Here is a 20,033-nt window from a genome sequence, read left to right on the forward strand (position 1 = left end):
ACTTTAGGAGGTGCACGATGAATAAACTTAAATTTTTAGCCATTTTAATGGTAACCTCACTGATTGCATTGGTCAGTGTACCAGCCTTATCAGGATCGTTGGTCCATGCTGATCAGGCAGTTCAAACTAAAAAACTGAGCAAGCCTTATATTGTGTATGGAGCGGGTTTAGCATCTAGTGATCAATCTTCAGTTAAAACAACTTTGGGAGCTACAGATGACTATGCTGTGTTGACATCCACAGCAGCGGATTATCGACAATATATTTCAAATGATTCAACAACTGATTCAGCGATGATTAGTTCAGTTTCATTGGCACCTGCAGATGCTGGTACTGGTGTTAAAGTCAATATCGTTAAATATAACGGTGATAGCAACATTACTAAAGTGACCGCGCAACAATACGCGATGGTGGCGACAATGGCTGGTGTTAACGATGTTATTATTACGGTCACGGCCAACAAACCGGTATCTGGTGAGGCGGCTCTAACAGGAGTGTACAAAGCGCTTGCTGCAGATGGTATCAATTTGAGTGCGCAAAACACATCAGCGGCTAACTCAGTTTTAGAGGCCACTCAACCAGCAATTGATTCAAATAGTAGTGATACAAAGTATCCGGGTCAATTAATGGCAGCAGTCGGGAACGTTTCAGCAGATTTAGCTAAACAACGCCAAGATAATAACCAGTATGCGACTAAAGATGAAGTGCGCCAAATGTTAGATGAAGAACTCAGTAAGTATAATATTGGGTCGAAAACACCAGAAAGCTCAAAAATTACAATTGTAAATGCCTTAATTCAAGTGCAAAAATCACCAGTTTCAACCACTAAATCATACATTAGCAACGTGCAAAATGTTTCAGATTCACTTAAAAATAGTGTCGGCGATGCCATGGCTAAACTTAGTGATTTTGCTAATAGTGCAGATGGTAAGGCGTTAATGGCTAAATATGGTAATATTTTCCAACGCGCATGGCAAAAAATTGTTGAATTCTTTTCTGGATTATTTTAACTTAATGACAGATTGAACCAAGAAAAGTGAGGGACAGATTATGAAAGCAGTTGGTTTTTACGAAGGTGGCGCATTGACTGAGCAAACATTTAAAGATTTAAAAGTTGAAACCCCAATTGCAACTAATCGCGACATTTTAGTTGAAATTAGCGCGGTCTCAGTGAATCCAGTAGATACGAAAATTAGACAAGCAACAAAGACAGTCACCGATCCCAAAATTTTAGGGTTCGATGCGGTTGGTAAAGTTGTCTCAACTGGTTCCGAAGTTAAAAATTTTAATGTGGGTGACAGAGTTTATTACGCTGGAAGTAATCAACGAGCAGGCTCAAACCAAGACTATCAACTTGTTGACGAGCGGTTAGTTAGTTTAGCACCACAAAAATTATTGGATGAACAAGTGGCAGCAATGCCATTGACGATGCTTACCGCTTATGAAATGCTATTTGAAAAATTCCAACTAACTTTTGCTAAAAACGGTAATTCAAACAAAAGGATCCTAATTATTAATGGTGCCGGTGGTGTCGGATCAAGTGCCATACAGTTAGCCAAATGGGCAGGCTTAGAAGTAATTACCACTGCTTCCAGACCTGAAAGCGTTGCTTGGGTCCAAAAACTTGGCGCAGATATTGTATTGGATCACCATCAAGGCCTAGCGGGTCAACTACCAGCTGAATATATTGGTCACATTGATGACATTATGATTTTGCACACAACGGAACCATATTTTGAGCAAGCTGCGCAACTTGTTCAAGCAACAGGTCATATTGGATCAATCGTGGAAACCGTTCAAAAAATGCCACTTAACTTACTGAAGGATAAAGCGGTTAGTTTTGATTGGGAGTTCATGTTTGCCAAGGCAAAATATGGTGTTAACATGGCGAGTCAAGGAAAGATTTTATCGCAATTAGCACGGTTGTTTGATCAAGAAGAAATTAAATCGACTGTTACGCAAACCATTAAAGGTTTGACAGCTGAACATTTATTTCAAGCTCATCAATTAGTTGAAAAAGGCCAAATGATTGGCAAGCTGGTCATAGTAAAATAAAATAAATCCGTCACTTACATTAAATTGTAAGTGACGGATTCATTTTTTAAACAAGAGACAACGCATCAGGATCGGTTATGGTAATTTGTTTGGCCTGTTGTTGAATTAGACCGTCAGCTTCAAAAAGTTTTAGTTTTCGACTAATTGTTTCTGGTGTTGTTCCTAAATAGGTGGCTAAATCTTTTTTCTTAAGTGGTAGTTTAAAACTGTTTTTATCAATTGCCGAAGCAGTTTCAATTAGGTAATCTGCTAAGCGACTTTCCACGGATTCAGTGGTTGCCTGCGTGGTTCTTTTTTCCAATTGCGTAATCCGATGACCAAATTCATTTAACAAATTAATACTAATACTTGGATAGTGTTTCATCAGCTCTTGAAAATCTGTCCGTTTAATTTCACAAACTTCGGAAGGTAGTAATGTTTCCCCGAAAGATTGACGAACTGATTTACTAAACAGAGCAGATTCTCCCTCAAAATCGCCGGCCTGCAAGAGATATAGTAATTGTTCTTTACCATTTTCAGAGAGTTGATAAACTTTAATTTGTCCGGAGGCAATGATTAGAAGTGAGTCTAAGTCATCTTCAGAAGCAAAAATCGTTTCACCGACCGCAACATGATGATGAATCACAATTGATTCAATCGTTGCTTGTTCTTCTTCTGTTAATTGCTGAAATAGTGGTACCAACGAAACACAGTTATGATGTTCTGCCATTTAATCACCCTCCCAAAATGATGAATCTTCATTGAATAGAATAGCAGAAAATTACCATAATATCTAAAAAAAGGATTGACATTGGTAAACTAAAAAAACGTGACGTTTTTAAAATCAAAGTTTTATTTAGCGTAAGCTTCTTCAAATAATTTAACAATATCGGCTGCTGATCCCTTACGAGGGTTAGGGCCGGCGTTACCATCTTTTAAAGCATTCTTTGCTAATAATTCAAAATCAGCAGGTTTGGCACCGAGTTGTTTAACGGTTCTAATACCAACTTGATCAGAAATGCGTTGCAGTGCATCAATCGCTTTTTGGGCGGCGTCCCAGACATTTAAACCATCAACATTTTCACCCATAAAGCGAGCAATATCAGCGAAACGTTCTGGCGCAGAAATCATGTTCCACTTTTCAACAGTCGGCATTAAAGCTGCACAACATTCCCCATGGGGAGCATCATATTGACCACCTAATTGATGGGCCATTGCGTGGACGTAACCGAGATCAGCGTTATTAAAGGCCATTCCGGCTAATAATGAAGCTTCAGCCATTTTGGTGCGGGCTTCGATATTATGACCATCAGCGTAAGCCTGTGGCAAGTATTTACTGATTAATTTAATCCCTTGAATGGCCTGCGCGTCAGTAATGTCATTTCTGTGAAGCGAAACATAAGATTCGACACAGTGAGTGAGGGCATCCATTCCAGTTGCAGCAGTCATTCCTTTTGGCACATCTAACATTAATAAAGGATCATTAAAAGATACCAAGGGCACGTTACGCCATGAAATAACAACGAATTTTAGTTTAGTTTCTTCATTTGTAATAACAGCGTGACGGGTGATTTCACTGGCAGTACCGGCAGTTGTGTTAACGGCCAATAATGGTGGCAATGGATTTTTTAGGGTATCAATTCCTGCAAGTGCAGTGATATCATCTCCGTTTGATAACACAATACCGATTCCTTTAGCACAGTCGTGAGAAGAACCTCCACCGACTGAAATGATACCATCACAATTATTATCTACATATACCTGCTTACCTTCTGTGACGTTTCGCACTTTAGGATTGGGTTCGACATTATCGTAAAATTCATAATCAACACCCGCAGCTTGCAACGAAGCTTCAGTTTGTTTAACAGGACCATTTTCCAAATTACGCAAAAAATTATCTGTAACAATGAGGGCCTTTTTTATACCAAGAATTTTGGCGCGTTTACCAACTTGTTCGATTACACCAGGACCAAAGAAGTTCACGTTGGGCATCATAAAATCTGTATTCGGTTCAACCATTATCAAAACCTCCAAAAATTAAATTGAAATTATTTCACAATCAAAGTAAATTAAACTAACTTATTTAAGAAAAAGTTTTTTTGAAATGAAATATTTTTTATTACAGTTTGAATTGTAAAATAAATAATTACAATTTTCAATAGTTAATTCATCAGTATTTCATTTTGTAACTGAAATTATTATAGTTTCACAAATGACCTAATTTTAATTTTAAAGTAACGGTTTGTTGAAGATTGTGCATAATAACACGTTTTCAATTGAATTTCAAAATTCACGAAATTTATTTTTTCAACGATAAATTGTGATAAAATTGACATTATTAAAAATTAGTGAAAAGGACATGAGAGAAAATGAAGAAATACCGAATAGGGAGATTGAGTTTAGGTTGGCAAATTGTAATTGGACTTATCTTGGGAATTATTTTTGGCGGCTTCTTTTATCATAATCAGACTGCGATCACGGTGATGCAAAATTTGGGGACGATGTTTATTAGTTTGATCCAAATGATTGTGTTACCAATTGTGGTGTCTTGTTTAACAGTTGGAATTGCTAACATGGGCGATATTCACAAACTTGGACGAATTGGTGGTAAAACATTGATTTACTTTGAGGTAATGACAACAATTGCCATTGCGTTAGGGTTAATTGTCGGCAATATTACTCACCCAGGGACATTTATCAATATCCATGATTTACAAAGTTCTGATATTTCGAAATACATGGCGACTGCAAAATCTGCATCACATACTGGTATTTGGGATACACTGTTGGGAATTATTCCCACAAACTTTTTTAAATCGTTAGCGGATGGCGATATGATGCCCGTTATTTTTTTCTCAGTTTTCTTTGGCCTAGGCACAGCAGCCATTGGCGAACGCGGTAAAATTATTATTGACTTCTTACAAGCAGTTTCAGAAGTCATGTTTAAAGTGACAAATTGGGTTATGAAATTTGCACCAATTGGTGTTTTTGGCTTGATTGGAATGACAGTAGGTGAAATGGGTTTCTCAGCTTTAGCGCCATTGGGACTATTTGTAGTCATTGCATACGCGACGATGATTGTTTTCGTAACTTGCATTCTAGGACTTGTGGCTAAGATATTTGGATTTAAATTCTGGACCCTAATGAATGTGATTAAAGATGAAATTGTCATCGCATTTTCAACGGCTAGTTCAGAGGCAACTTTGCCAAGATTAATGGATAAAATGGAACATTATGGGGTTAGCAAAGGAATTGTGTCATTTGTGATTCCAACTGGTTATACGTTTAATCTTGATGGTTCTGCAATTTATCAATCATTAGCTGCGTTATTTTTGGCTCAAGCTTATGGCATTCATCTGACATTAGGACATCAAATTACGTTATTAGTCGTGTTGATGATTACATCTAAGGGAATGGCCGGTGTTCCAGGCGCTTCTTTTGTGGTGTTGCTGGCAACAGTTTCCACGATTGGTGTACCAATGTCTGGATTAACGTTTATTGCCGGTATTGACCGGTTTGTTGACATGGGACGGACGGCAGTTAACGTTGTCGGTAATTCACTTGCAACCATGGTGATTGGTAAGTCAGAAAAAGAATTTGATCCAGAAAAAAATGCACAGTATTTAGCTGATTTGAAGAAGTGAAAGGATGACTAACTGTGAGCGATAACGGTGAGTTAGTAACACGTGATCAAGTTGATGACCAATTAAAATGGAATTTAGACGATTTATTTAACAACGATGAAGAAATGCAAAAAGCGCTACAACAAACGCTAAAAGTGGTTGATGAATTTAAAACATTTGAACAAACCGTCACTAATAGTGCTAAAAATTTACTCAATGTCCTGCAATTATCAAAACAAATCGATGAAGAATTAGAAAAAGAATTTGTCTATGCTTTTTTAAGACGGGACAGTGACACAACGCAATCACAAGCTGCAACCTTATTTGGTCATATTTCAAACGAATTAAGCAAGATTAGTGCCGAAATGGCTTTTTTAGACCCGCAATTAGTAGCATTAGATGAACAGAAATTACAACGATTTTATGCTGAAGAACCACAACTAACTGAATTTAAATTTATGCTAACTAAATTGCGCCGCCAAAAAAAGCATATTTTGTCTGACAAAGAAGAGCGTATTTTAGGGCGCACAAGTAAAATCATGGATGCGGCCGATGAAATTTATAATACCTTGAACGATGCGGATTTAACCTTTGGTCAAATTGTCGATGAAACTGGGAAGCAAGTCGAGCTTACACATGGTAATCGCAGTCAATTTACGGAATCACAAGATCGAAGTGTGCGTAAAGCTGCAACCGAAGCCTATGAAAAGCCGTATCATGCACTACGAAATACATTTGCACAAACGTTAAATAGTTTTATTAATTCAGAAAATACTCAAGCACAGATTAGACACTACGATAGTGCCCGACAGGCTGCACTGAGTGGTAATGCTATTCCAGAAAGTGTTTACGATACGTTAGTAACGAGCGTTAATGAGCATCTCAATCTCGCTCATCGTTGGTATGCATTAAAAAAACGTGTTTTAAAACTGGATCCATTTTATAAATATGACATTAATGTCCCATTAGCTGGACAAGACTTATTAAAAACAACATTTGCAGAAGGTAAGCAGCTGACCTTAGAAGCTTTACAGGTTCTGGGGCCTGACTATACAACAGGCTTAGAAAAAGAATTTGACGGCAGATGGATTGATGCAGCTGAAAATAAAGGCAAACGGTCTGGTGGCTACCAAATTAGTGTTTATAACACACACCCTTATATCTTATTAAATTGGACAGATAAGTTGTATAGCACCTTTATTTTGGCTCATGAATCAGGGCACGCGATGCATAGCTATTTTGCCACTCAGAATCAACCATCTGAGTACGCAGATGCGCCCATTTTTTTGGCCGAAGTGGCCTCGACATTCAACGAAAATATTTTGACAGATTATTTACTGGAAAAATATGCCAATGATTGCCAAAAACAAATTTTTATTTTAGAAGAATATATTAGCGGCTTTATTGGTACGATTTATCGTCAAACGCAATTTGCAGAGTTCGAACATCAGGCATATCTGGCTGAACAACAAGGTCAAGCCTTGACTGCAGATTACTTAGACCAAATAAACAGTGAGTTAGTGAATAAGTATTATGGACCAGCTGTGACGCCAACGGGCACAAAAACGCAAGGCTGGGCCTATGTGCCACATTTCTACATGAATTATTATGTTTATCAATACGCCACCTCTTGGGCAACGTCGACAGCTTTGTCACAAGCTGTTTGGCAAAAGAAACCACAAGCGTTAGAAAAGTATCTTAACTTCTTAAAAGCGGGTGGATCACAATACCCGATTGAAATTTTAAAGCAGGCCGGTGTGGATTTGACTACCGATCAGTATCTAAAAGATGCATTTGCTGTGTTCGAACAACGATTAGATCAAATTGAATCATTATTAATTTAAAAAAGAAGCATGATTAGTCACTAATCATGCTTCTTTTCTTGTTCTTCAGTTAGTTCTAAACCGCGCCGCTGAACGCTAGTAGTAAAAACAATTTGGGTGCTCGTTTTACCATATTGTTGAAGATCGTTGACGAAATTATCTAGATCAGCCGTAGATGGAAATACGACTTCCAAAAGTTCAGAATAATCACCAGTGACACAATTACATTCCAAAACGTTGGGCACAGACTGAACATATGGATAAAAGATCTTTTTTTGAGTGGGCTCCAATTGCAGACGAATAAACGCCTTAACGTGGTAGCTTAATTTTTCATAGTCAACAGTAGCTTGATAATCTGAAATGATGCCTTGCGTTTCCATGCGACTAATTCGTGCTGCTATTGCTGGTGATGAAATATAGCACTGTTCAGATAATGTTTTCAAGGATGTGCGAGAATTCTTTTGTAAAATGTTGATAATTTTTTTGTCAATTTGATCCATTAGACAAACTCCTATCTTTGGCATACTTTTATAAAAAAACTCAACTCATTAATAGAGTCGAGTGCAATATTTGCAATTAAGCGGTTCGAATCGAATTAGATGTTTGAACGACACTGCTACGGGAAATAAAGTCGAAAAATAATGCTTGAGCTTCTTTATTGTGTTTGTACATATTCTCTGGATGCCACTGAACAGCAACAATTTGGTTACTGTCTTTTGACTCAACGGCTTCAACAACGTTATCGTCCGATTTAGCAACAACGTTCAAGCTAGGAGCAACGGTGTGAATTGCCTGATGATGGCGTGAATTAACGTAACAACGCTTACCAATCAAAGATGAAAGCAAACTACTATCCGCAACGTTAACATGATGCGTAGGCAAGTTACCAGGTGCTTTTTGATTATGTTTCAGTTTGGCATCAGGATCCTCAGACAAGTCTTGATATAATGTGCCTCCTAAAGCAACATCCACCACCTGCATACCGCGACATATTCCCATCACAGCCTTACCTGCTTTGATAGCGGCTTTAAGTAATGCAATTTCAAATAAGTCACGTTTACGGAAGGTTTCTCCTAGTTCATAGTGGGGTTCTTCATTATAGAAGGTGGGATCAACATCGAAACCACCCAATAAGAGGAGACCATCAAATAAATCGATGTATGATGCGGCATCTTCAGGATCAATGGCAGGTAAAATAATGGGTAAACCACCAGATTTAGTTACTGCTTGAATTGCTGGATCTGGTGCAAACTCAGCGTTGCGTTCATTGATCACATTGGTGGCTTCAGTAAAAGTATCTGCAGGTAGTGCAATTCGTGGTTTCATCTATGTAAATTCCTCCCCAAAAATTAATCGCGTTTAGTGTATGTATTTAAAATATATTGGTAGGATTGTATGCTAATTCGCCAAAGATGTCAATAAAGTAGAATTTTTTACATTTATACAAAGTTAAACTACACTAGAGACGTTCTATCAAAAAAAGAAAGGTGACAATAGTGACAAAACGACAATTAGTACAAGAAATCTTAAATGTGATTTATGTTAAATATGACATTCATGAGGACGGAGATCAATTGAAAGTGCAAGCATCACAACTTGAAAATGACCGCCGTGATGTCCAACATGTAATTAAGGAAGTTCAAAAAGAATTAGATCGAAGTGATTTAAATTATCATATGGATGTTGAAGACGATAAGCTTATGAAAATTGACGTTTTAGAAACAGCTAATTGAGTAAATGATTAAAAAGCACTGAAAATTTGATTGCAAATAGCGCAAATATGCAGAAACTCCTTGCGTTTAGGCTGTTTGATGCGTAAACTTGATATGACAAAACAGACCAGCGGGAGGAGTTTTCGAATGATGAATGAAGAAGAAAAGTTATTTGATACTTTTATATCTTCGTATTTATATTCCTTAAAGTATTTGCAAGAATTTATTTCAGCACCAGCTGCCGATTATGGAATTTCATTTGATCAGTTTTTGATTATGCATGAAATTTGGCAAACAACAGAGCCCGTTACACTCATGGATGTAGCTAATTTACATCGTGTTTCTCGATCGGCGATTTCACGTCAAGTTGGTGGATTACTTGATAAAAAATATGTGATCCAAAAAACAGATGACAAAGATCGACGTCGCAAGATTTTGAAGTTAACAAAAGAAGGTAGTCGAATTCAAAAACTGCTGTTCGATATTGGCTTGAAGCGGGCTCATAGCTGGATGAACGTTTTTGGCATTGACCGATTAGAAAAAGTATTGGAATTCATTCATGAATTTACACAAGAAGTGGCGGTTAAAGAAGAAACAAGTATTGCATATCGCAATGAACGCTAAAAAAGGTTATGTCTCACAATCATGTGAGCATAACCTTTTTGTGTTACTTCATAATAATTTGGTAAGCAAATCGTTTGGAATCTTCATTGTCGACCTTCATGTAGATAATACCACGATAGTCAAAACCGTTATTTGTGATGACATGTTGCATGCCTTTATTATCAGGATGGGTGTCAATACGAACATCTACAAAGCCAAGAGCTCGAGAAACTGTCAATAATCCTGAAATTAGTCTGTCTGACAAGTGCTGACCACGAAATTCACTTGAAACAGCAATTCTATGAATGGCAGTATAACGTGCTTCAATTCCATTTATCCAAGAACCACCTTCAACTTTGAGGTAATTAAGGTCAATACCACGCCAAAGTGCGGCGGTTCCAGCAATTTTATCATCGACCATTAACACATAGGTGATATCATTTTCGATATCTTTAGAAAGATCGTCGTTAGATGGATAAACACCTTGCCACTGATCAATATTTTGTTTTTTTAGATAACCTTTAGCTTCATCAATAATTTCTTCCACTTTAGGTAAATCTTCTTTAGTCGCTTTGCGTAAATATACTGCAGGCATAATAATTCCTCCTTTGTTAACAACAACCAGTAGATTATACATGATTATTATTATTGATACAATTAAAAATCACTATTATTTTACGAAGAATTTTCTCTTAAAAAAGTGTTCATAATAGCAATCATTATGGCTAGCAAGTATAATTGACACCAAATAAAGTTTGGAGATGAGAGTATGAAAGTGTTAGTCATTGGTGCTCATGGTAACATTGGACAAAAGATTGTGCAATTGTTAGTTAACAACGGTAATCAAGTAGTAGCGGGAGTAAGAAAAACTGAACAGTTTAAAGATTTTGATTCAACTGTAGAGACAATCAAGTTTGATTTGGAGGCATTGCCAAACCAACTTGCTACATTGATGGTCGGTATCGATGCAATTATATTTACTGCTGGTTCTGGTGGCAAAACTGGTGCAGATAAAACAATGTTAGTTGATCTAGATGGGGCGGTTAAAAGCATGCAGGCCGCTGAAATCGCTGGAATTAAAAGATTTATATTAATTAGCGCCTTATATACGGATGATAGGACTAAATGGTTGGGAGAAATGCGACCTTATTATGCAGCAAAGTATTATGCTGATCAGTGGCTGATTAATCAAACGAATTTAAATTATACGATTATTAGACCAGGTCGTTTAACGGACGATACTGGGACAGGAAAAATTTCACTAACTGTGGCTGAAGATATCCCTGGTGCTATTGCACGGATGGACGTTGCACAAACTGTAGTAGATAGTCTTCAAGAATCAAAAACGGAACAAAAAATTTTTAACATTATTAATGGAGATACTGAAATAAAAACTGCAATTAATGAATTATGATAGCTTGATGATTGTGATTAATGTTACAATAGGGTTAACAAAAAAAGACAATTGAAGGGAAGATTAGCGCATGGATCAGGTTTATGAAAATATTTTAGTACCGGTAGATGGCTCGCAGGAAGCCAAATTAGCATTGGAAAAAGCAGTAGCAGTAGCGAAGCGTAATAATGCACACATTGACTTACTAAATGTTTTGGATACCAGATCAGTGACCTACAATTATGCTGGGATGTCAGATGGAAGTATCACCTATCAATTAGTGAATGAAGCAAAAGAGTATTTAAATAAATTAGTTAACCATTTACGATCTACTGATAGTTTTACAAATGTTGATATCCATATTAGGTTAGGAAATCCCAAAACAGTAATTGCCTACGATTTTCCCAAAGATCATCAATTGGATTTAATTATGATGGGGGCTAGTGGGTTATCTGCAATGCAACGAGCAGTGATGGGCTCAGTTACCTCATTTGTCAATCGCAATGCAGTAGTTGATGTGCTAGTTGTTCGTACGCAAGTTAATAACGAGCCTGCAAAGTAAAGTTCAGTATATCGGAAAAAATAGTTGTTTCTTCATTGAAACAACTATTTTTTATTGCATTATTAGTATTGAAAATTGATCTGAGGAGCACAGTTAGCCGTGATTTTTGCATTTTTGTTAAATATCAGATATGCTAGTAACATCTTGAATGGAGGGATACTATTTTAACAATTCGTGTTGCGGAATCAGATGACGTGCCCCAGATAGTGCCATTGATATCTTTGATTTATGATGAGATGGATTTGGCTGAATTCAGAAATGTACCACGATATGATCCGCAGAAAATGATATTTAATGCCCATCGAAAGCAAACGTTATTAGATGGCATAGCGACGACGTTAGTCGCTGAAGTTGACGAAACAGTGGTTGGAGTGGCATTTGGATATCCAGATATCAATGAAAGAGCCGTTAGTCGAGAGTATGCGAAGGCAGCAAGTCACATACCGTCGATTAAAAATGTCGACTTTTATGCCGATCCTGAGGCTTTTGCAAATGAATTTTACTTAGATTCAATTGCAGTGAATAGTGATTACCGTGGCTACGGTATCGCTACACAATTAATCAGTGAGATGACCAATGTTGCCTACCAATTTAAATATAATCGAATTGGCCTGAATGTTGATGTGATTAATGATAATGCCAGAAGATTATACGAAAAACTTGGATTTCACGATGTTGGACAAATTATGATCGGGGATCATGATTATGACCATTTACAACTATCAACGGCAAAGCCCGTTTTAGTTTAAAAGAATAAAAATTATTACTAACTTGAAAAGCTATGGCGATTGCCATAGCTTTTAGTATTGTTGATATGCTATTCTGAATTAATCAGGGGAAGGAAGTGGTCTAAATTAGCACAAAAATAAAAAAGTTAAAATGGATGCTTCCAGTAATTGTGATGATTGGTTTTATTATGCGTTCGCCTATTACCACATTACCACTTATTCTCAACCAACTTGCCGACAAGCTACAGGTAGCCCCAGCCCGTTTAGGAATTTTGACAACTTTACCTTTGGTAATGTTTTTAATATTTTCAAATTTTGCTGCAGCTACTCTTGAAAAACTTGGTTTTAAAAAGTCACTGATTTTAGTATTGGGATTAATCGTTATTGGTTCGGGTCTTAGGTTGATGATTACGATGCCCACAATGTTATTTGGAACTGCACTAATTGGCATTGGCATTGCTCATTTGAATGTTTTTATGCCTGCATTAGTAACAGCGTATTTTCCGGAAAAAATTGGATTATATACAACACTTTACTCATTTTCAATGATTTTTGGTAACGCGGTCTTTAACTTAATTACTGCACCAGCAGTAACCGCTTTTGGTTGGAAATCAATCGTTTGGCTGATGCTTTTAGCAGCGAGTGCCGCATTTTTAGGTTGGGTAACGATTTTGAACTGGTTACCGGAAAAAATAGAAAAAAAACAACCATCATCGGCGAATACACACTCCGTGAATATTAATTATTGGAAAAATATTAAAGCTTGGCCTTTTTTGCTCACATTTGGTGGGCAAGCTACACTGAACTACACGTTTACGGCATGGATGCCCGCGCTAATGACGACTCATCATGTCAGTTCTGACGCAGTTGGTATTATTATGGCGGTATTTGCTTTAATTGGACTGCCTATTACCATTTTTGTACCCCAGTTATTAGTTGGTTTGCAAAAAAAAGGACAACTGGTGACTATTTTATCTGCGGGGATCGCCGGAACTGCAGCTGCCGGTATGCTATTTTTTCAAAATACAGCATCTATTCTATTTTGGACAATCGAAAGTTTTTTGATAGGATATGCGATTTGTATATTTTTTATTTTTGATATGACAATGTTTGCAATCAAAACGAAAGATCCTTACAAAACAGCTAAGCTTTCTGGTATGGCGCAGGCTGGGGGCTATTTAATTTCAGCTTTTGGGCCTTCACTTTATGGAATCGCGTTTGCAAATAATCCTAATGGTATGATTCAAAACATAGTTTACATCGGCCTTGTGCTAATGAGTATGATAGCTGGTTTTGCAATTGTCAGTATTAAAGAGATTTAAAAAAATCACCCACAAAAAATGATGAAGTGGGTGATTTTCTATTCTGAAATATTTATTATTGTTCTTCGTACCATGAATAATGGAAATTACCTGGGCGGTCGTTACGTTCGTAAGTATGAGCACCAAAGTAATCGCGTTGTGCTTGAAGTAAGTTAGCGGGTAACACTTCAGCACGATATGAATCATAGTAAGTTACAGCTGCACTAAGACTTGGAACCGGTACACCAGCTTTAACAGCTAATGCAACTACTTCACGAATTGAATTTTGGTATTTAGCTGCAATGTCTTTAAAGTAGTCATCTAATAACAAGTTAGTTAAGTTAGGATCTTTATCAAAGGCATCTGTAATACTTTGAAGGAATTGGGCACGGATAATGCAACCTTCACGCCAGATTTGAGCTAATTGACCAAACTTCAAATCCCAGTCATATTCTTCAGAGGCAAAGCGAAGTTGTTCAAAACCTTGAGCGTAACTCATAATTTTTCCAAAGAAGAGTGCTTGACGAACTTTTTCCACAATGGTGTTTTTATCAACATCAACTTTAGCAGCTGGGCCAGCAAGTTGCTTACTTGCAGCCACACGTTCGTCTTTCATCATCGAAATGTAACGCGCATAAACGGCTTCAGTAATGACTGATTGAGGAACACCGATAGCAAGGGCATCTTCTGAACTCCACTTACCAGTTCCTTTATTAGCACCACGATCCAAGATAGCATCAACGATTGGTAAGTTTTTGTCATCACCAAGATCATCTTTACGAGTTAAGATATCGGCAGTGATTTCAACTAAGTAACTGTCCAATTCGCCTTCGTTCCATTCTTTGAAGGTATCAGCTAATTCATCGATTGAAAGACCAGCAACATTTCGTAAAATGTTGTAGCTTTCGTCGATTAATTCTTCATCACCATATTCAATTCCATTATGGATCATTTTAACGTAGTGGCCAGCACCGTTAGGGCCAATGTAAGCAACACATGGCTTGCCATCTTTTGCCTTAGCTGCGATTTGGTCTAAGATTGGGGCAACTAAATCATAGGCATCTTTTTGGCCACCAGGCATCAGTGATGGGCCCTGTAATGCACCAAGTTCACCACCAGAAACTCCCATACCAATGAAGTTAATGCCTGATTTATCAAGTTTAGCATTACGAGCCATTGTATCGTGGAAGTTTGTGTTTCCACCATCAATTAAAACATCACCTTTATCAAGTAATGGTAATAACTCATCAATGACTGCATCAGTAGGAGCACCCGCTTTAACCATCATCAAAATACGACGAGGTTTTTCCAGGGAACTAACAAAATCTTCAATAGTATAACTTGGAACCAACTTCTTTTCTGAATGGTCCTTCATCATATCATCTGTTTTTGAACGTGAACGGTTGAAGACTCCAACCGTAAATCCACGACTTTCAATATTCAATGCAAGGTTTTTACCCATGACAGCAAGACCAACAACACCAATTTGAGCTTTTTGATCAGACATGTTATAACTCTCCTTCTTCTTTTTAAACTTGTACATCACTATACTACCATTATTTTGAAGTTCGTAAAATAATTTAGTCAAAAAAGTTAAATATTTCACAAATTCATGTAAAAAAATAATCGAAACGAAATTCATTTCGATTATCTTTATCCTGATTATTGATTTAATCGATAAACCCAAGCGCGGTGATCGCGTTGTAAGAGTTCGTCGGAAGCAATTGGTCCCATTGATCCCGGAATATAGTTCGGGAAATTAGGTTCTTCAAGATCCCATAACTTACGAATGACATCGACAAATTTCCAAGCATAGGCAACTTCAGACCATGAGGCAAAGTTGGTGCTGTTGCCTTCAAGAGCATCGTGAAGAAGCCGTTCATATGGTTCAGGAACTTCCTTTTCAGAAGTTTCATCCTGGAAGAAATCAAGTTTGACAGGGGCCGTATCGAACCCTTGACCGGTGCTCTTAGCATTGAGTTTCAATGAGAAACCAGATTTAGGTTCAACGTAGATGGTTAACACATTGTCTTGTAATGCAACGTCTGAGCGTTGTGGAAATGCAAAAATATCGATGAGCGGCTTTTTGAAAACAACGTCAATACGGGTAAACTTATCTGCTAATTTTTTACCAGTTCGAATGTAGAATGGAACCCCTGACCAGCGGTAATTATCAAAGAGTAATTTGCCGGCCACAAATGTTTCAGTATTTGAATCAGCTGGAACACCATCTTCATCACGATACCGTTTGCCCGAATCACCAGCATCGTATTGGCCACGAACAAAGTTACGAGCAGCCTCGACGGTTGAGTAAACACGCAAACTCCGTAGTGCTTTGACTTTTTCAACACGAACATCTGCGTCAATAAAGGATACGGGTTGTTCCATCGCGAGTTGACTCACGATTTGCAAAATATGATTTTGCACCATATCACGCAGGGCGCCAGAATTGTCATAATATGAGGCCCGTTCTTCGACACCTAGTTTTTCACTTAAGGTCACTTGAATGTTATCAATGTAGCGATTGTTCCATAATGATTCAATAATTGAATTACCAAAGCGTAATGCTTCGATATTTTGGATCATTTCTTTTCCTAAATAATGGTCGATTCGATAAATTTGATTTTCTTCAAAAGTACTGGTTAATTCTTCATTCAGTTGTTTAGCCGATTTGAAATCACGACCGAATGGTTTTTCAATGACCAAACGGTTATAACCATCTTCATCAACTAAGCCCTCTGATTTTAGATTTAAGGCAATTTGGCCAAAAAATGAAGGGGCCATCGAAAGATAGAAAATACGGTTGCCGTTAGTTTTGTATTCTTTTTCTAATTTAATAATCAGTTCTTTTAGAACAGCGTAATGGGCCTTATCTGTAACATCGTGTGCAATGTAGTAAAAATGGCCTGCAAATGTTTTTGCTTGTTCAGGTGCTTCTTCGGGAATATCTGAGATTGAGTCTAAAACCACTTCTTTAAAATGATCGTCTGTCCAATCTGCCCGTGAAGTTCCAATGATTGCAAAATGTTTTTTGAGATATCCTTTTTGAAATAACTTAAAAAGCGAAGGATAAAGTTTACGTTTTGCGAGATCACCTGTTGCTCCAAAAAATGTAAAAACTGCTGTATTCTCTTTTGCCAAAATGTTCACTCCTTTGAATATTAAAAAAGCGGATTAACAAGTTTGATTATATACTCTATGGTCAAATCATGCACGCCAAAAATTGATTGCTTTTGTATGATGATTAATATTTGTGATTTAAAGTGTTAATCATCAAATATAAATGGTTTCTTTTCACTAAAAGCACCACAAATTGCAAAACAAACGATGACGACCAGCATAAAAATTAGACTAATCATCCAAGAATGAAAGAGTGATTGTAAAAAGCCGGTTAAAACTGGTCCAATTGCAGCAATGAGATAGCCACCGAACTGTGACATTCCTGAGAGGTCACCAGTTTGAGTTGGATTTTTTGTTTTTAAACCGTATAAAGTCATTGTGAGGGCAAAAGTGGCCGCAGTTGCACTACCTAAAATAATATTAACAATGACAAAATAAATGACAGAATTAATAGGGAAAAGTAACATTACGACACCAACAAAAGTTGCAACGGCTGCTGTAATAATGAGACCAGTTCGATTGTCTCTTTTTACTGCCATCATTGGTAAGAAAAACGATGGAGGAACAGAAGCTAGTTGGAATAGGCCAGCAAGTAAGCTGGCAGTATTAGCTGATAAACCAGCATTAATTGCCATAGTCGGTAGCCAAGCAACTAACGTATAGAAAATAAGTGATGACATGCCAAAATAACCTAAAATCAACCAAGCGTTTTTATTACTCCAAGGCGATTGATGTTTGGTCGTTGCATTAACGGCATCGCGATGGTTATAACGAAGGTTTGGTAACCATAGGACAAATGTCACTAAGGCAATGAGACTCAATACAGAAATGACAAATTGCCAACTGGTTTTTTGGGCAATAGGAGAACTCAAACCAGCACCAAGCGCACTAAAAAACGTCATCGATAACGTGTACAAACTGGTCATAAAACCAATTCTGGCAGGCATATTATCTGTTATTAGGGCAGGAAGCAAAACGTTAATAAAGGTAATGGCAAGTCCAGTTAATAAAGTACCAATAAATAACATGGGTTCATTCACTACACGTAAATATGAGCCAACGAATAAAAGGGCCGTTGCCAAGGTAATGGTCCATTCATTACCAATTCGATGACTAATAACGGGTACTAATGGTGCAAAAATACCAAAACAAAGTAATGGTAACGTGGTTAAAATACCCAAGTTGGTTGGCTTAACGTTGAGTGTTGCCGCAATATTATTGATAATTGAAGGCACTGAAGTAATCGGTGTCCGCATGCAGGCCCCCAGTAAGAAAATACCCAGAATTAAAAAGGCGCTATGTTTTCGTGATTGATTCAAATTGTCACTTCCTTAATTTAGTGTTTTATTTTTAATTTTAAATAAAAAAGCGGCTTTATTGCAATTTCGTTGCATCAGCAACGTTAAACGAGGAATTGCAAAAAGGCCGCAAGCTATATAATAGCATAGCGAAAAATAAAAAACTATCTTTTAAGGTTTAAACATACGAGTGGCAGCAATAGCATTTTGCCAACCATGGTAAAGATGTTTGCGTGTGTCGTCATCCATTTGTGGTGTAAATAATTTACCATTATCTAAGATACTCTTAACTTCAGCAGTATCTTGCCAGTAACCAACTGCTAGACCAGCTAGAAAAGCGATCCCAAGCGCGGTGGTTTCTTCTTCAGCGGCACGATCCACTTCAGTATTTAAAATATCAGCTTGAAACTGCATTAAATAGGTATTTCTTGAAGCACCACCGTCAGCTTTTAAAGAAGCCACTTTTAAACCGGTATCCTGTTGCATAGTTTCAATGACATCTTTAGTTTGATATGCGATGGATTGTAAGGTGGCTTTGATAAAATCATTTTTATTAGTTCCACGTGTGAGACCGAAAACCGCTCCACGAGCATCTTCATCCCAGTATGGTGTTCCTAAACCAGTAAAGGCAGGTACAACGTAAACTTCATTTTCATTGTCAGATTTCAGTGCCGCTTCGCGAGACTCGAAGGGATTACTAATCATGCCAAGATTATCTTGTAACCAATCAATGGCTTGGCCAGCAACGAAAATACTTCCCTCAAGCGCGTAAGTTATTTTTCCATTGAGACTGTACGCAATCGTTGGAATCAAATTGTGATTGGACAGTTGCGGCTTGTCACCTGTATTCATCACAATAAAGGCACCAGGTCCATATGTGTTTTTGACCATTCCTTTTTCAAAACCAGCCTGACCGAAAAGGGCTGCTTGTTGGTCACCACAAATGCCGGCAATCGGCACTTCAGCACCATAAAATTGGAACGTTTTGGTTGTGGCATAGACTTCGGAACTTTCGTGTACTTCTGGCATCATTTGGACTGGAATATTTAATAGATCAAGTAATTCTTGGTCCCATTTTAACGAATTAATGTTAAACAGCATGGTGCGGCTTGCATTGGAGTAGTCGGTAACATGAACGTCGCCTTCTGAAAGTTTCCAGGCAATCCAAGAATCAATGGTCCCGAATAATAGCTCACCATTTTCCGCACGTTGTTGGGCACCATCGACGTGATCTAGCACCCAACGAATTTTAGTTGCCGAGAAATAGGCATTAACAGATAGACCTGTTTTTTCACGAATCATGTCAGTGTGCCCGTCTTTGACTAACTGTTGCACAATGCCAACTGATTGTTGTGATTGCCAACCAATAGCATGATAAATTGGTTCACCAGTTGCTTTATCCCAGATAACTGTTGTTTCACGTTGATTCGTGATACCAATCCCAGCAATTTGCTGAGGACGAATGCTACTGTTGATTAGAATCGTGGCAATGACTTGTTGCACCGCATTCCATATTTCGTTAGCATCATGCTCCATCCACCCTTCGTGGGGCGCAAAGCTTGATAAATGACGTTCAATTTCTGCCACCTTAAATCCGGTTTGATTGAATAACATAGCACGGGTTGTTAAAGTCCCTTGGTCAATTGCTAAAATATATTTATTCGGTTCCTTCATAGCCATGGTTAAATTGGCCTCCTTAGACAATAAATAAAAAACACTTTACAATGCATCATACCAATTTTTGTAAACGGTTTCAAAAGAATTGCAAAAACTTAAACAGAACCTAATTTTTGCAGGTATACAGCTGAAAAATATGGATCAAATAAACAGATGGCG

Annotated in this window: 19 protein-coding genes; 10 read left to right on the forward strand and 9 right to left on the reverse strand. The window is 37.6% G+C overall.

The window, feature by feature from the left end:
• The first annotated feature begins 17 nt into the window (after positions 1–17).
• Positions 18–1,010 carry a DUF1002 domain-containing protein gene (locus tag ACYVQZ_RS02140; protein WP_461239748.1) on the forward strand — a complete coding sequence of 331 codons (993 nt, stop codon included), beginning with the start codon at positions 18–20 and terminating at the stop codon, positions 1,008–1,010.
• 40 nt (positions 1,011–1,050) lie between these two features.
• A complete protein-coding gene (locus ACYVQZ_RS02145) occupies positions 1,051–2,055 on the forward strand; it encodes a zinc-binding alcohol dehydrogenase family protein (protein WP_461239749.1) in 1,005 nt (334 codons plus the stop codon).
• A 46-nt stretch (positions 2,056–2,101) separates the two neighbouring features.
• Here ACYVQZ_RS02145 and ACYVQZ_RS02150 read toward each other — a convergent pair whose 3' ends face one another.
• Positions 2,102–2,764 (reverse strand): Crp/Fnr family transcriptional regulator, encoded by a 663-nt coding sequence (locus ACYVQZ_RS02150; RefSeq protein ID WP_461239750.1) that lies wholly within the window; start codon positions 2,762–2,764, stop codon positions 2,102–2,104.
• 122 nt (positions 2,765–2,886) lie between these two features.
• Complete coding sequence (locus tag ACYVQZ_RS02155) at positions 2,887–4,053, reverse strand: iron-containing alcohol dehydrogenase (protein ID WP_461239751.1); 1,167 nt, start codon at positions 4,051–4,053, stop codon at positions 2,887–2,889.
• Between the two features lie 350 nt (positions 4,054–4,403).
• Here ACYVQZ_RS02155 and ACYVQZ_RS02160 point away from each other — a divergent pair, with 350 nt between their 5' ends.
• Positions 4,404–5,678, forward strand: a complete 1,275-nt coding sequence (locus ACYVQZ_RS02160; RefSeq protein ID WP_461239752.1) for a dicarboxylate/amino acid:cation symporter — start codon at positions 4,404–4,406, stop codon at positions 5,676–5,678.
• A 14-nt stretch (positions 5,679–5,692) separates the two neighbouring features.
• Complete coding sequence (gene pepF / locus ACYVQZ_RS02165) at positions 5,693–7,501, forward strand: oligoendopeptidase F (protein ID WP_461239753.1); 1,809 nt, start codon at positions 5,693–5,695, stop codon at positions 7,499–7,501.
• A 20-nt stretch (positions 7,502–7,521) separates the two neighbouring features.
• On the opposite strand, the gene ACYVQZ_RS02170 is transcribed toward pepF, so the two are convergent.
• Together ACYVQZ_RS02170 and ACYVQZ_RS02175 are read right to left on the reverse strand one after the other, a co-directional pair.
• Positions 7,522–7,980 carry an Lrp/AsnC family transcriptional regulator gene (locus ACYVQZ_RS02170; protein WP_461239754.1) on the reverse strand — a complete coding sequence of 153 codons (459 nt, stop codon included), beginning with the start codon at positions 7,978–7,980 and terminating at the stop codon, positions 7,522–7,524.
• Positions 7,981–8,056: 76 nt separating this feature from the next.
• Positions 8,057–8,806 (reverse strand): gamma-glutamyl-gamma-aminobutyrate hydrolase family protein, encoded by a 750-nt coding sequence (locus tag ACYVQZ_RS02175; protein WP_461239755.1) that lies wholly within the window; start codon positions 8,804–8,806, stop codon positions 8,057–8,059.
• A gap of 170 nt (positions 8,807–8,976) precedes the next feature.
• Here ACYVQZ_RS02175 and ACYVQZ_RS02180 point away from each other — a divergent pair, with 170 nt between their 5' ends.
• Both ACYVQZ_RS02180 and ACYVQZ_RS02185 read left to right on the forward strand, forming a co-directional pair.
• Positions 8,977–9,213 carry a hypothetical protein gene (locus ACYVQZ_RS02180; protein WP_461239756.1) on the forward strand — a complete coding sequence of 79 codons (237 nt, stop codon included), beginning with the start codon at positions 8,977–8,979 and terminating at the stop codon, positions 9,211–9,213.
• Positions 9,214–9,339: 126 nt separating this feature from the next.
• Positions 9,340–9,816, forward strand: coding sequence for a MarR family winged helix-turn-helix transcriptional regulator (locus ACYVQZ_RS02185; RefSeq protein WP_461239757.1), 477 nt, complete (start codon positions 9,340–9,342; stop codon positions 9,814–9,816).
• 43 nt (positions 9,817–9,859) lie between these two features.
• Here the strand turns inward: ACYVQZ_RS02185 and ACYVQZ_RS02190 are convergent, their stop codons facing one another.
• On the reverse strand, positions 9,860–10,390 hold the full coding sequence (locus ACYVQZ_RS02190; RefSeq protein ID WP_461239758.1) for a GNAT family N-acetyltransferase: 531 nt from the start codon (positions 10,388–10,390) through the stop codon (positions 9,860–9,862).
• A 174-nt stretch (positions 10,391–10,564) separates the two neighbouring features.
• On the opposite strand from ACYVQZ_RS02190, the gene ACYVQZ_RS02195 reads away from it, so the two are divergent.
• From ACYVQZ_RS02195 to ACYVQZ_RS02210, 4 genes are all read left to right on the forward strand, one after another.
• Complete coding sequence (locus ACYVQZ_RS02195; protein ID WP_461239759.1) at positions 10,565–11,209, forward strand: SDR family oxidoreductase; 645 nt, start codon at positions 10,565–10,567, stop codon at positions 11,207–11,209.
• 70 nt (positions 11,210–11,279) lie between these two features.
• Positions 11,280–11,750: a universal stress protein gene (locus tag ACYVQZ_RS02200; RefSeq protein ID WP_461239760.1), complete on the forward strand. Its 471-nt coding sequence runs from the start codon at positions 11,280–11,282 to the stop codon at positions 11,748–11,750.
• A gap of 236 nt (positions 11,751–11,986) precedes the next feature.
• Positions 11,987–12,499 (forward strand): GNAT family N-acetyltransferase, encoded by a 513-nt coding sequence (locus ACYVQZ_RS02205; protein ID WP_461240030.1) that lies wholly within the window; start codon positions 11,987–11,989, stop codon positions 12,497–12,499.
• A gap of 134 nt (positions 12,500–12,633) precedes the next feature.
• The gene (locus tag ACYVQZ_RS02210; RefSeq protein ID WP_461239761.1) at positions 12,634–13,800 is read left to right on the forward strand and encodes an MFS transporter; all 1,167 of its coding nucleotides are present in this window, start codon (positions 12,634–12,636) and stop codon (positions 13,798–13,800) included.
• A 55-nt stretch (positions 13,801–13,855) separates the two neighbouring features.
• On the opposite strand, the gene gndA is transcribed toward ACYVQZ_RS02210, so the two are convergent.
• The 4 genes from gndA to glpK form a co-directional block, all read right to left on the reverse strand.
• Positions 13,856–15,286 carry an NADP-dependent phosphogluconate dehydrogenase gene (gene gndA / locus ACYVQZ_RS02215; protein ID WP_461239762.1) on the reverse strand — a complete coding sequence of 477 codons (1,431 nt, stop codon included), beginning with the start codon at positions 15,284–15,286 and terminating at the stop codon, positions 13,856–13,858.
• Between the two features lie 155 nt (positions 15,287–15,441).
• Positions 15,442–16,920, reverse strand: a complete 1,479-nt coding sequence (zwf, locus tag ACYVQZ_RS02220) for a glucose-6-phosphate dehydrogenase (RefSeq protein WP_461239763.1) — start codon at positions 16,918–16,920, stop codon at positions 15,442–15,444.
• Positions 16,921–17,045: 125 nt separating this feature from the next.
• Positions 17,046–18,218: a CynX/NimT family MFS transporter gene (locus tag ACYVQZ_RS02225; protein WP_461239764.1), complete on the reverse strand. Its 1,173-nt coding sequence runs from the start codon at positions 18,216–18,218 to the stop codon at positions 17,046–17,048.
• 150 nt (positions 18,219–18,368) lie between these two features.
• Positions 18,369–19,871, reverse strand: a complete 1,503-nt coding sequence (glpK, locus tag ACYVQZ_RS02230; RefSeq protein ID WP_461240031.1) for a glycerol kinase GlpK — start codon at positions 19,869–19,871, stop codon at positions 18,369–18,371.
• Positions 19,872–20,033 lie beyond the last annotated feature (162 nt).

This window comes from Paucilactobacillus salsurae (genome assembly GCF_054784995.1).